Raw genomic sequence first — 12,261 nt, forward strand, 5'->3', positions numbered from 1 at the left:
CGCCCACTGCCCTAAGGTGTTCCGCATGCGTCTTGTCCGTCTGCTGCCCGAGCGCTGGCAGAAGTTCATCCACGAGGCGCTCAAATTCGGCATCGTCGGCGGCGTCAACACCGTCATCAATTACGCGGTGTTCAATGCCCTGGCACTCACCGTTTTTGTCGACGGCCAGTTGAAGGCGACGGTCATCGCCACCATCGTGGCGACCATCACGTCGTATCTGATGAACCGTCACTGGACGTACCGCGACCGCCCGAAGTCGGCGATGCGGCGCGAATACGCCCTGTTCTTCCTCTTCAACGGAGCCGGCCTGCTCATCGAGCTGGGCGTCCTCGCCGCCGCCAAGTACGGCCTTGGCATGACCAGCCTGCTGGCCCTGAACGTGGCGAAGACCGGCGGCGTGCTGCTCGCGACGCTGTTCCGGTTCTGGTCCTATCGGACGTTCGTCTTCCAACCTGCACCGGCCCACGCCGCCGAGACGTGGCACAGCATCCCGCGCGACGAGTGGGACACGATGGCCGAGATGGACCCGGTGGCGGAGCTGGCCGAATCCATCTCCGAGCTGGAGGAGGCGCAGCCACCACCGGGCGCCGAACGGCGCGGCCCGGCTCCCGTGCCGGCGACCGGCCAGAGCGCCCCGCTCCAGGGCCGCCCCGTGCCGCTCGACGCCGGCATCGGCGGCTCCCTCGACCGGGAGCTGGAAGCCGAGCTGGCCGCGGAACTCCAGGCCAGCACCCGCCGCGCCCCGCGCCGCTGACCCGCCACGCCCCGCGCCGCCGCGCCGTTACGGTGCGGCGGACGGGCGTGAGGCCGGGCTCAGGCGGTGGGGTCGCGCAGCGGCTTCCCCTCGTTCATGTCCGCCAGGATGTCGCGCATCTCGGCGTCGCCGAGGGAGTGCTTGTCGTGGTGGGCCTCGACCAGCTCGTAGAGCTTGGTCTGGACCTGGCCGACCCCAGGCACGTCGTGCAGGACGGACTGCCCGCGCTCGCCGGCCGACTCGATGGTCAGGGTGCCGCAACCGAGCAGGCGCTCGACGAACCGCTGGTTCATCGCGTGGTCGTTGACCCGGGTGAGCGGGATGTCCCGCCGGTCGCGGGAGAGCACGCCGTGCTGGAGCAGCACCCGCTCGTTCGTGAAGAGGTAGTGGGTGGTCCGCCAGACCAGGAACGGCCAGAGCGCCAGCCAGAGCACCGCCACCAGGGCCAGCACCCCGATCACGGCGAGCGCGATCGAGCCGCCCCCGCCGGACGGCAGCAGGACCAGGCCGGCCACCACCGCCGCGACGGCGAGCACGAGCACCGCGACCGGCCGGATCAGCGCCTTCCAGTGCGGGTGCAGGTGCAGCACGACATGCTCGTCCTCGGTGAGCACGTCATCGGGGAACGCCACGGGAACCTCCTCGCAGAAACGGACGCGCTGACCGTAACCGCTCACCCTCCCGCCGCGGCATCAGCCGCGCGGCGGTCCCGCCCCCGCGATCTTGCAGTTCGTCCCCCGTCTCGCGGCTTTCGCCCCGTTCGCCAGGGCGAAAAGTGCAAGATCCGGGGAAGGGGAGGGCGGGGTCAGCGGAGGTGGAGGACGTCGCCGGCGGCCAGGGCGCGCACGCCCGTGGGGGTGGTGACCAGCAGCTGGCCGTCGGCGTCCACGCCGGTCGCGGCACCGGTGATCTCCTCGCCGCCGGGCAGCAGCACGCGTACCTGGCGGCCGATCGTCGCGCAGGCGGCCAGGTAGGCCTCACACAGCCCGCTGGCGACCGCGTCCCCGCCGGCCGAACGCCAGCGGCCGTACCAGTCGGCGACCGAGCGGAGCAGGGCCCGCAGCAGCGGATCGCGGTCGGTGGCCGCCGCGCCGGCCAGTTGCAGCGAGGTCGCCGGCAGGCCGGTCGGGTGCTCCGGCAGCTCGTCGGCGCGGAGCGTGACGTTCAGGCCGATGCCGAGCACGATCGCGGGCGGCTGCGCCGGCGAGTCCCCCGGCACCGCCTCGGCGAGGATCCCGGCGCACTTCGCGCCGCCGATCAGCAGGTCGTTGGGCCACTTCAGGCCGGCGTCCAACTCGGCCAGCCGGGCCACCGCCTCGACCAGGGCCACGCCGGCGAGCAGCGGCAGCCAGCCGTACCCCGACTGGGGCACCGGCGGCCAGCCACGGTCGGTGACGGCCTCCCCCGGCCGCAGCAGCACGCTCGTGGCGATGCCCGCCCGCGCCGGTGACTGCCACGCCCGGCCGCGCCGGCCGCGCCCGGCGGTCTGCCGCTCCGCGACCACCACCAGCCCCTCCGGCTCGCCGGCCCGGGCCGCCTCGGCGACGTCCGCGTTGGTCGAGCCGGTCTCGACGCGCAGCTCCAGCCGCGCCCACGGCCCGTGCGGGGCGACCAGCGCCCGCCGCAACCGGGCCGCCGACAGCGGCGGACGGTCCAGATCGGTGTACGGCGAGCCCGGCATCCCGTCAGCCTACGGCCCGCTCGACGCCCACCCGCCGGCCGCCGGGCGGGCGTCCGTGGGCGTCGTCGCCGAGCGGTCGCCGGGCTGAGGCGAACTGCACAGGGGCGGCGGCCTGAACCATCGTTATATTCCCAGGGTGACTACCGAGACCGGGATCAACATCCACAGCACCGCGGGAAAGCTGGCTGACCTGGAGCGACGGGTCGACGAGGCGGTGCACGCCGGATCGGCGCGCGCGGTCGAGAAGCAGCACGCGAGGGGCAAGAAGACCGCCCGCGAGCGGATCGAGATGCTGCTCGACGAGGGCTCCTTCGTCGAGTTGGACGAGCTGGCCCGGCACCGGTCCACCAACTTCGGGCTGGACAGGACCCGCCCGTACGGCGACGGCGTGATCACCGGCTACGGCACCATCGACGGCCGTCAGGTCTGCGTGTTCGCCCAGGACTTCACGGTCTTCGGCGGCTCCCTCGGCGAGGTCTTCGGCGAGAAGATCGTCAAGGTGATGGACCTGGCCATGAAGATCGGCTGCCCGGTCGTCGGCATCAACGACTCCGGCGGCGCCCGCATCCAGGAGGGCGTGGCCTCGCTCGGGCTCTACGGCGAGATCTTCTTCCGCAACGTCCGGGCCAGCGGCGTCATCCCGCAGATCTCCCTGATCATGGGCCCGTGCGCCGGGGGCGCCGTCTACTCCCCGGCGGTCACCGACTTCACCGTGATGGTCGACCAGACCTCGCACATGTTCATCACCGGCCCCGACGTCATCAAGACCGTCACCGGCGAGGACGTGGCGATGGAGGAGCTGGGCGGCGCCCGTACGCACAACTCCCGCAGCGGCAACGCGCACTACCTCGCCAGCGACGAGGGGGACGCGATCGAGTACGTGAAGGCGCTGCTGTCGTACCTGCCGTCGAACAACCTGGACGAACCGGTGGTCTACGAGGCCCCCGCGGACCTCTCCGTGAGCGACGAGGACCGGGAGCTGGACACGCTGATCCCCGACTCGGCGAACCAGCCGTACGACATGCACCGGGTCATCGAGCACGTCCTGGACGACGGCGAGTTCCTGGAGGTCCAGCCGCTCTACGCGCAGAACCTGATCATCGGCTACGGCCGGGTCGAGGGGCGCCCGGTCGGCGTGGTCGCCAACCAGCCGATGCACTTCGCGGGCACCCTGGACATCGCCGCGTCGGAGAAGGCCGCCAGGTTCGTGCGCACCTGCGACGCGTTCAACATCCCGGTGCTGACCTTCGTGGACGTTCCCGGCTTCCTGCCCGGCACCGGCCAGGAGTGGGACGGCATCATCCGCCGCGGCGCGAAGCTCATCTACGCGTACGCCGAGGCCACCGTCCCGAAGGTCACCGTCATCACCCGCAAGGCCTACGGCGGGGCGTACGACGTGATGGGCTCCAAGCACCTCGGCGCGGACCTGAACTTCGCCTGGCCGACCGCGCAGATCGCGGTGATGGGCGCGCAGGGCGCGGTGAACATCCTCTACCGGCAGGAGCTGGCCGCCGCCGAGGACCCGGCCGCCGTGCGGGCCGAGAAGATCACCGAGTACGAGGACACCCTCGCCAACCCGTACATCGCGGCCGAGCGCGGCTACGTCGACAGTGTCATCCCGCCGCACGAGACCCGCACGCAGATCGTCCGCGCCCTGCGGGTGCTGCGTACCAAGCGCGAGACCCTGCCCCCGAAGAAGCACGGCAACATCCCGCTGTAAGGACATTTCCGGAGGTCCCCGCGTCGTCGTGGAGGCGGGGACCTCCGTTCAGCAGCCGGGGTTCGCCGCCGCGCACATACGGTGCGCCGCGGTCCTGCCCAACGCTTCCAGCTCGGCGTGACTCAGGCCACGGCCGGGACGGACGCCGTCGGCCGTGTCCGCGACGGCGCCCGGGCCGGTCGCGACCACGGTGACCAGGTCACCGACCCGCACCACCATGGTGACCTCGACCGCCGGGGTCGCGGCCACCACCTTCCCGCCGCCCACGCTGCCGGGGGCCAGCGACACGTGTCGCAGCATCACGGACTCGTCGCCGGCGAAGCCGCTGGCCGGCGTCTCCCACCGGTGCGTCTGGACGGTCGGCACCGTGCGGCCGTCCACGAACGCGGAGCCGGCGTGCTGCCATTCCGCACAGGCGTTGAGCAGCAGCCCGACGAGGCCGAAGACCAGCCGCCCCTGGCCCGGGTCGACCCGGTACACGTCCTGGGTGAGCACCGGTTGTCGCACCGTCGGGTCCACCGGCGCCCGGAGCAGGGTCTGGGACCGCGAATAGCGGGACGTGGCCGGGTCCGACGGCACACCCCGTTCGCGGCCGCAGGACTCCAGCACCGGGTCGACCCGTACCGGCTCCACCACGCCCGTCTCCCCGAGCTGCACACCCGTCTTCAGGGGCACGTCCCAGGGGGCGAGCAGGGCCTCCTGCGGGATCTCGGCCGACGCGGCGTGCACCGGAGACACCAGGGTGGCGGCGGCCGGGGGTGGCGGCGACACCGGCCGCCCGGCCACCGCGTACGCGGAACCCGACATCACGGCGAGCACCGCGACCGCCGCCGTCAGCACCGTACGCCGGCTGCGCCGACGGGCCCGGGCGCGGATCTCGGCGGGCTCCGGCCAGCGGACGTCCCGCAGGTCCCGGTGCAGCCGGTCGACGAACCTCGTCTCGTCACGCATCGGCGGCCTCCTTCAGATCAGAGACGGCGAGCAGCCCGGCCAGCGCGGCGCGCCCCCGGGAGAGTCGGGCCTTGACCGTGCCCACGGGGGCGTCGGTCTGCCGGGCCACCTCGGCCACCGGCATGCCGACCAGGTAGTACAGGGCGATAGCGGTGCGCTGCTCCTCGGGCAGCCGGCGCAGCGCGGCGACCACGTCGACGGTGTCGGGATCCGGGCCGGGAACGGTTTCGGTGGCGCCGTGCCGCAGGTAGGCGCGGGCACGGCTGCGCAGGCTGCGCCAGCGGCTGACCGCGATCCGACTGGCCACCACCCGCACCCACGCCTCCGGCTCCTCGTACGCGCTCACGGTCGACCAACGCTGCCAGGCGCGCACGTACGCCTCCTGCACGGCGTCCTGCGCCTCGGCGAGGTCACCGGTGAGCACGTAGACGAAGCCCAGCAACCGTTGCCGGCTGCCCCGGTAGAACTCGTCGAACCCGTCGACGTCCGGCACCCTGCTACCTCCCCGTGGCGGTCGCAGAGGACACGCGCCGGCCAGGGCGGTCGGTTGCCCGGTCAACCCATCATTTTCTCCAGCTCCGCCGGCCGGAAGCCGCCGGCCGGGATCCGCTCCCGCAGCGCGCGGCGGACCGCGAGCTGGACGGCGGCGTTGGCGGGGGTCGGCACCCTGTGCAGCCGGCCGAGCAGCACGATCTCGCCGTTGAGGTGGTCGGCCTCGGCCGAGCCCGCGCCCCGGGCCAGGCTCTGCCAGGTGGAGCTGCCGGCCCGCTCCTCGCCGCCGACCGGCCGGTGGTCGACGAGGTCACCCCGCTCGGCCGCCTCCTCCTCCGTGGTGGTGTGCGCGATGCCGGCGGCGGCGAGCGCGGCGGCCCCCTCGGCCCGCACCCGCTCGCGCAGGGCGTCGGGGACGTCCCGGCCGAGCAGCGCCTGGAGGCCGTTGCCGAGGTTGGCCAGCAGCTTGCCGTACTTCCAGCGCATCACGTCGTCACGCACCGGGGCGACGAAGCCGGCAGCGGTCAGGTCGGCGGCGACGGCGCGGTCGGTGGCGTCCGCGCCGGACGGGTAGCGGCCGAGGTGCAGCATGCCGGGGTGCGGGTGGCCGTTGGCCACCACCACGCCCGGGTCGAGGTGGGTCGCGGGCAGCCAGACGCAGACGCCGTGCACGTCGGCGAAGAGCCGCAGGGCGGCGCCCTCGTTGGCCACCCCGTTCTGCGCGGTGAACAGCGGCAGCCGCTCAGCCGCCGTACCGCCGCCGGCCACCGGCGCGTCCGCCCAGGCCGCGAGCGCGGCCCCGGTGTCCTGCGACTTGACGGTGAGGACCAGCACGGTGTCGGCGGGCAGCGGGGTGTCGCCCGGCCCGTCGGTGGCTGGCCCGCGCCAGGCCGCCTCGCCGTCGGGCTGGCGCAGGGTCAGGCCCCGCCGCCGGATCGCGTCCAGGTGCGCGCCGCGGGCCACCAGGGTCACGTCGTGGCCGGCCCGCCCCAGCCGTACGCCGATGGTGCCGCCGACCGCGCCCGCTCCGATGACCACATACCGCACGGGCCCATTTTGCCGCTACGCCAGAACGGCGAGATGCACCATCCAACGCTGCCCGACCGGCGAGACCTCACGTTCCAGACGCAGCGGCGTGAATCCGGCGTCGGCCAGCTGCGCCGTCGACCCGTCGGGGTCGTACCGGGCGAAGAAGCGGTCGGCGTCCTCGCCCGGCCACCTGCCCCAGGTCTCCCCCTCACCCTCTTGCAACGAGGTCAGCAGCGCACCGCCGGGTCGGAGCACCCGCCGCATCTCGGCCAGCGCAGATGGTACGAGCGCCTTGGGCAGGTGCAGCAGCGACGCGGAACACCAGACACCGCCGAAGACCGCAGCACCGAACGGCAGATGCCGCATGTCCGCATGCACGAGCGGAGCAGTCGTGTTGGCATGGGCGTGTTCCAGCATCCCCCAGGACAGATCCAGTCCCACCACGGCCGCGCCCCGCTCGGCCCAGAACGCGAGGTCCCGCCCGACGCCGCAGCCCAGGTCCAGCACCGGCCCGACGCACCGCCGCTGGAAGTCGTCGGCGAGTGTGAGGTAGGCCGGTGGCATGCCAACGTTACGGGCGGCGAAGGCGGGTGCGATCCGGTCGTACGCGGCACGGTTGCGCGCCGTCAGCTCGTCCATGCGCAGCGAGCGTAGCGACCACAGGGCCGCGCACCGCCCCGGACGCGCGCCGACCGGCGGTGCGAGACGGGCACACCGGCCCGGCGATTGTCACATCGTGAGGCCGGCGTCGGTGAGGATCGGGCCGGCCAGCAGTAGCGCGCCTACGCCGAGGACGACCAGGTTGACCAGGGCGAACACGGTGACCCAGAAGAACGCGGGCAGCGGGGTGATCCCGGCGAGTTGGTCGGCGTCGGAGGCGGGCATCCGTCCCCGGGAGCGCAGCCGTTGCAGCTCCACCACGGGTCGCACGCCGCCGAGCAGCAGGAACCACACCCCGGTGTACGCGAACGCCGCCTGCACCTGCGGCGTGGCGTACCAGGAGACGGCGAGCACCACCCCGCCGGTGACCAGCAGCGAGAGCACGCCGAAGACGTTGCGGATCATGACCAGCATGGCCAGTAGCAGCGCCACGGCGACCCAGAGCAGCAGAGTGATCCGGTTGCCGCCGAGCAGCCACGCGCCGGCCAGCCCGACCAGCGGCGGGGCGACGTAGCCCGCGAGCAGGGTGAGGATCATCCCGGGGCCGGTGGGCCGGCCTGCGGACAGGGTCAGCCCCGAGGTGTCCGAGTGCAGCCGGATGCCGTGCAGCCGGCGGCCGGTGAGCAGCGCGACCAGCGCGTGCCCGCCCTCGTGGGCGATGGTGACGGCGTTTCGGGCGATCCGCCAGGGCAGCCGGGTGGAGACGACCACCAGCGCGACGGCGGCGGTCAGCAGCACCAGCAGCGGTGGCGGATCCGGCTGCGCCCCGAACAGCTTGTCCCACATGTCGCTGAGCCCGTCCGTCGACATCATGGGGCGCGAGCCTACCGGCCCGGACTGTGTCGCTACGCCCTCGTGGGTCCGTATCGTGTGAAGCTGACCTGGTGGCGATCGGAGCGGGAGGTGGACGCCGGTGAGCGCGGCACCCCTGGAACCCCACGTCGGCCTGTGGACTGAGGCCGAGTACCTCGCCATGGGCGAGACTTCGAACCGGATCGAACTGCTCGACGGGAGCCTGATCGTGAGCCCTGCCCCGAGCAAGCGACACCAGCGGGTGTCGAGACTGCTGGCCAACAGCCTCGACGGCGCGGCCGGAGCCCTCGCGGTCTTCGAGGCGGTGAACGTCCGGCTCGGGGTCGACCGGATCGTCATCCCGGACGTTGTCGTCGCCGACACCGACGACGAGGGCACCGTGGTCGAGGCGGGCGAGGTCGTCCTCGTCTGCGAGATCGTCTCTCCAGGGAACGCGGCGGCCGACCGACTGGTCAAGATGCAGCTCTACGCCATCGCCCGGATTCCCTGGTATTTGCTGGTCGAGCAGGACGGCCAGACCCAATCGTTGCGGCTGTTCCGGCTGGACGGTGCGCACTACGTCGAGGACCAGGTCGCCAAGGCGGGCGAGCGCCTCACCCTGACCGAGCCGTTCCGCTGGGGTGTCGACCCGGATTCGCTCCGCTGAGTCCAACGGCAGTCGTCAATGTAAATTTGTTTAGCGCCCCTTGTGATCGAGGACGCATACCTCCAAAGATGGTCGTCAATTCCATCGGCGTCCTTGGAGGCATCCATGACCCGTACCAGACCATCGCTGCGCAGAATGCTCGCCACCGGCCTCACCGTGCTCGCCACCGTGGCGGCGGGGCTCGTCGCCACCAGCACCCCGGCGGCCGCGGCCACCACGCCCGGCATCGACGTCTCGCGCTACCAGGGCACCATCAACTGGACGAGCGTGCGCAACGCCGGGATCCAGTTCGCCTTCATCAAGGCCACCGAGGGCACGAGCTACAAGGACCCGAACTTCAACAGCAACTACACCAACTCGTACTACGCGGGGGTGATCCGGGGGGCGTACCACTTCGCCCGGCCGAACATCTCCTCCGGGGCGATCCAGGCGAACTACCTGGCCTCCAACGGCGGCGCCTGGTCGGCCGACAGCCGCACCCTCCCCGCCGCGCTGGACCTGGAGGCCAACCCGTACAGCGGAGGGTACTGCTACGGCCTGAGCACGTCCGGGATGCGCAGCTGGGTCCAGGACTTCCTCAACACCTACCGCTCGCGTACCGGCCGCTACGCGGTCATCTACACGACCACCAGTTGGTGGAACCAGTGCACCGGCAGTTGGACCGGCCCCTGGGCGAACCACCCGCTCTGGATCGCCCGCTGGTCCACCTCCCCCGGCACCCTGCCGGCCGGCGCGCCGTTCTGGAGCTTCTGGCAGTACACCGACAGCGGCAGCGTCGCCGGAATCAGCGGCCCCGTCGACCGCAACTACTGGAACGGTGACCGTACCCGGCTGATCGCGCTGGCCAACAACACCGCCTGAGCCCGACTCGCCTGGGGAGGCAGCTGGCGGCAGCGGGATCGGCTGTCACCGTACGGTCGACAACTGGTCCGGCTGCCGCCACGCCCCCGGCGCCGGCGTCAGGCCCGACGGCGTCAGGCCCTCCTCCGGGCCGCCACCGGAACGGTCACCGCGTTGTCGTGGGCGAGCCCGCCACGACGCCTGATCCGCCAGGCCACCACTGCGGCAAGGGTGACGGTGACGACGCTGAGCAGCGCGAACAGTGCCGGCAGGCCAGCGCCGACGAGCAGCAGGACGACGTCGCCGAGGGCCACGAACATCCACAGTGCCACCCGGGGCCAGACGTCCTTCCGTCGGTAACCCATGTCGTACCTCCCTTCCGTCGTGCGGGTCAGATACCCCGTACGACGGAAGGTCATGCGAACGAACCTCGCGGCGGCGCGAATCCCGCGGATCAGTCCTTACGGTCGGGCACGAACCCGCTCGCGATCCGGTCGAAGTTGGGCAGGTTGGCCTGCCAGTCCGCCGCGGCGACCTCCCACCGGAGGGCGTAACCGCGATTCTTGGCCGTCACGAAGCCTCGGTTGCGGACGTGGATGCGGGTGCCGTCGCGGGTCTCCAACCACTCCCAGTCCGCGCAGGTCTTCCAGTAGTCACAGCGCTGGATGTCGAGGTACTCGTAATTCTTGACGATCTTCTTGCGGGCCGGCTCGATCCGCCTCCATTCGGCGGCCGCGTCCGACTTCGGCGTGCTCGTCCACTGGACGAGCAGTTCGCCGACACCGCCGGGCTCATCGAAGATGACGGTGTCCGCTCCGCCGCTCCGGCGCACCCAGTTCGCCGGCAGCGGCAACTCGAACCCGGCCGGGTCCTTGTGCAGCTTCCAGCCGGCCGGCAGTTCCGCCGCCGAGGGGGTGACGGACGGGGTCGGGCTGGGGGCGGCGCTGGTCGGTGGGGGCGCGGCGGGCCCCGACGTCTGCGGCGACTGCGAGGCGACAGTGGTCGGGTCGGCCTGCGGGGTGTCGCCGTCGCCGTCGCCGCTGGTCAGCATCGGCACGACCAGCACCAGGCCGACCAGCAGCAGCGCCACCAGCACCCCGATCAGCACGTTGCGCCGGGTGTTGTCGGGCTTCGTACCGTCGGACGGCACCACCGTGGCGCGGCCGGACGGCGGGCTCACCGGCGCGGACATCACCGACGTGGGGTTCACCGGCCTGCGCGGCGCGGGGCTCACCGGCTCGGCCGGCGAGGCGCCGGCTGCCGGCTTCGGCGCCTCGACCTTCGCCGTCGGCGCGGTGTCGGACGTCGACGACTCGACCTTGGCGGTCGGCGCGACATCCGAGGCGGCGGACGCGCTCTCGGCCGCCACGGTGACACCGGCGGAGGCGGCCGCCTCCTGCGGCGCGCGGGGCGTCGGCGGGCTGACCGGCCTGGCCGCCGGGTCCTCGGCCGGTCGCGGCGCCGGCACCAGCGGCGGGCGCGGCTCGCGCGGGCCGTTCGGCCCCGGCCGGCGTACGCCGTCGAGCAACGGAATGGCGCGGGTGCGCTTGCCGCCGGCACGGCGCAGCAGCTTCTCCGCCACCTCGGCGGTGATCCGCTCGTTCGGGTCCTTGCGCAGCAGGCCGTTGAGCACCGGCTTGAGCGGGCCGGCGTTCTTCGGCGGCGGGGGTGCCTCGGTGGCGAGCGCCGCCAGGGTGGCGATCGCCGACGGCCGGGCGTACGGCGACTTGCCCTCGACCGCGGCGTAGAGGGTGGCGCCCAGCGACCAGAGGTCGGCCTCCGGCCCGGCGGTGCCGTCGCGGGCCCGCTCCGGCGCGATGTACGCGGGCGAACCGAGCACCATGCCCGTCCGGGTCACGTTCGGGTCGCCGGGGATCGTGGCGAGACCGAAATCGGTCAGTACCACCCGGCCGTCGTTGCCGAGCAGCACGTTGCCCGGCTTGACGTCGCGGTGCATCACGCCGGCCTTGTGCGCCGCGTTCAGCGCGCCCAGCACGCCGAGCCCGATCTCGACCGCGCGCGCCGGCGGCACCGGGCCGTCCTCGGCGAGCGTGTCCTGCAACGACCTCGACGCCACGTACTCCATGACGATCCACGGGTCGCCGTCGGTGCGCAGCACGTCGAAGATGCGGACCACGTTGATGTGGTTGAGCCGGGCGATGGCCCGGGCCTCGCGCAGCGACCGCTCCCGCATCTCGCGGCGCTCGTCGTCGGTGAGGCTGGGCGGCGGGACGAGCTCCTTGATCGCCACGTCCCGGTGCAGCACCTCGTCGCGCGCCTTCCACACCCGACCCATGCCGCCCTGACCGAGCGGCGAGAGGAGCCGGTATCGGTCAGCGACGAGTTGGGGCAGCGCGTTAGACATCGCCCAGACGGTACCCGGCGGGCACGACGCTCACACCGCCGGCACGCCACTGTGCGGTTCAGGTCAAGCTTGCCGCCGCGTACGCTGACGCCATGTCTGCCGAAGAGCCGCTGTTCCGGGTCGTCCGCGGGGTCCCCACCGCCGAGGAACTGGCCGCGCTGGTGGGCGCGATCGTCGTCCGGTCCCGTCCGGCCGCGGCATCCTCGCCGGTCGCCGCGTCCGCCTGGGCGCGCAGCGGGCGACCGGCCACCGCGACGCCCGTCGCCGGTCCCGGCGGGTGGCGCGCCTCCGGCCTGCCCCGCTGACCTTT

At 72.7% G+C, this 12,261-nt stretch carries 14 protein-coding genes; 5 read left to right on the plus strand and 9 right to left on the minus strand.

All coding sequences use genetic code 11. The annotated features are described in order from the left end of the window. The first annotated feature begins 25 nt into the window (after window positions 1–25). A complete protein-coding gene (locus ACZ6O2_RS03515) occupies window positions 26–754 on the plus strand; it encodes a GtrA family protein (protein ID WP_466021877.1) in 729 nt (242 codons plus the stop codon). 59 nt (window positions 755–813) lie between these two features. Here the strand turns inward: ACZ6O2_RS03515 and ACZ6O2_RS03520 are convergent, their stop codons facing one another. Further along, window positions 814–1,386 carry a PH domain-containing protein gene (locus ACZ6O2_RS03520; protein ID WP_350703444.1) on the minus strand — a complete coding sequence of 191 codons (573 nt, stop codon included), beginning with the start codon at window positions 1,384–1,386 and terminating at the stop codon, window positions 814–816. Window positions 1,387–1,559: 173 nt separating this feature from the next. Beyond that, window positions 1,560–2,435, minus strand: coding sequence for a biotin--[acetyl-CoA-carboxylase] ligase (locus ACZ6O2_RS03525; protein ID WP_466021878.1), 876 nt, complete (start codon window positions 2,433–2,435; stop codon window positions 1,560–1,562). Between the two features lie 136 nt (window positions 2,436–2,571). Between ACZ6O2_RS03525 and ACZ6O2_RS03530 the strand changes: the two genes are divergently transcribed. Beyond that, window positions 2,572–4,155, plus strand: a complete 1,584-nt coding sequence (locus tag ACZ6O2_RS03530; protein WP_466021879.1) for an acyl-CoA carboxylase subunit beta — start codon at window positions 2,572–2,574, stop codon at window positions 4,153–4,155. 48 nt (window positions 4,156–4,203) lie between these two features. Here ACZ6O2_RS03530 and ACZ6O2_RS03535 read toward each other — a convergent pair whose 3' ends face one another. The 5 genes from ACZ6O2_RS03535 to ACZ6O2_RS03555 all read right to left on the minus strand — a co-directional run bounded on the left by ACZ6O2_RS03535 (window position 4,204) and on the right by ACZ6O2_RS03555 (window position 8,100). After that, a complete protein-coding gene (locus ACZ6O2_RS03535; protein ID WP_466021880.1) occupies window positions 4,204–5,106 on the minus strand; it encodes a hypothetical protein in 903 nt (300 codons plus the stop codon). Continuing rightward, window positions 5,099–5,599, minus strand: a complete 501-nt coding sequence (locus ACZ6O2_RS03540; protein WP_350703452.1) for a SigE family RNA polymerase sigma factor — start codon at window positions 5,597–5,599, stop codon at window positions 5,099–5,101. Before ACZ6O2_RS03540 ends, ACZ6O2_RS03535 begins: the two co-directional genes overlap by 8 nt. 62 nt (window positions 5,600–5,661) lie before the next feature. Next, entirely contained in the window at window positions 5,662–6,645 is a 984-nt protein-coding gene (locus ACZ6O2_RS03545; RefSeq protein ID WP_466021881.1) for a ketopantoate reductase family protein, read from the minus strand. Window positions 6,646–6,660: 15 nt separating this feature from the next. Then, window positions 6,661–7,266, minus strand: coding sequence for a class I SAM-dependent methyltransferase (locus ACZ6O2_RS03550; protein WP_466021882.1), 606 nt, complete (start codon window positions 7,264–7,266; stop codon window positions 6,661–6,663). Window positions 7,267–7,356: 90 nt separating this feature from the next. Then, entirely contained in the window at window positions 7,357–8,100 is a 744-nt protein-coding gene (locus ACZ6O2_RS03555; RefSeq protein WP_466021883.1) for a M50 family metallopeptidase, read from the minus strand. Between the two features lie 100 nt (window positions 8,101–8,200). Between ACZ6O2_RS03555 and ACZ6O2_RS03560 the strand changes: the two genes are divergently transcribed. Beyond that, a complete protein-coding gene (locus ACZ6O2_RS03560) occupies window positions 8,201–8,746 on the plus strand; it encodes a Uma2 family endonuclease (RefSeq protein WP_466021884.1) in 546 nt (181 codons plus the stop codon). Between the two features lie 105 nt (window positions 8,747–8,851). Next, a complete protein-coding gene (locus tag ACZ6O2_RS03565) occupies window positions 8,852–9,607 on the plus strand; it encodes a GH25 family lysozyme (protein ID WP_466021885.1) in 756 nt (251 codons plus the stop codon). A gap of 113 nt (window positions 9,608–9,720) precedes the next feature. On the opposite strand, the gene ACZ6O2_RS03570 is transcribed toward ACZ6O2_RS03565, so the two are convergent. Together ACZ6O2_RS03570 and ACZ6O2_RS03575 are read right to left on the minus strand one after the other, a co-directional pair. Then, the gene (locus tag ACZ6O2_RS03570) at window positions 9,721–9,951 is read right to left on the minus strand and encodes a hypothetical protein (RefSeq protein ID WP_466021886.1); all 231 of its coding nucleotides are present in this window, start codon (window positions 9,949–9,951) and stop codon (window positions 9,721–9,723) included. Window positions 9,952–10,040: 89 nt separating this feature from the next. After that, window positions 10,041–11,951: a serine/threonine-protein kinase gene (locus ACZ6O2_RS03575; protein WP_466021887.1), complete on the minus strand. Its 1,911-nt coding sequence runs from the start codon at window positions 11,949–11,951 to the stop codon at window positions 10,041–10,043. Window positions 11,952–12,043: 92 nt separating this feature from the next. On the opposite strand from ACZ6O2_RS03575, the gene ACZ6O2_RS03580 reads away from it, so the two are divergent. Beyond that, window positions 12,044–12,256 carry an acyl-CoA carboxylase subunit epsilon gene (locus tag ACZ6O2_RS03580; protein ID WP_363704330.1) on the plus strand — a complete coding sequence of 71 codons (213 nt, stop codon included), beginning with the start codon at window positions 12,044–12,046 and terminating at the stop codon, window positions 12,254–12,256. Window positions 12,257–12,261: the final 5 nt, after the last annotated feature.

The organism is Micromonospora sp. NPDC048040 (assembly GCF_055587185.1).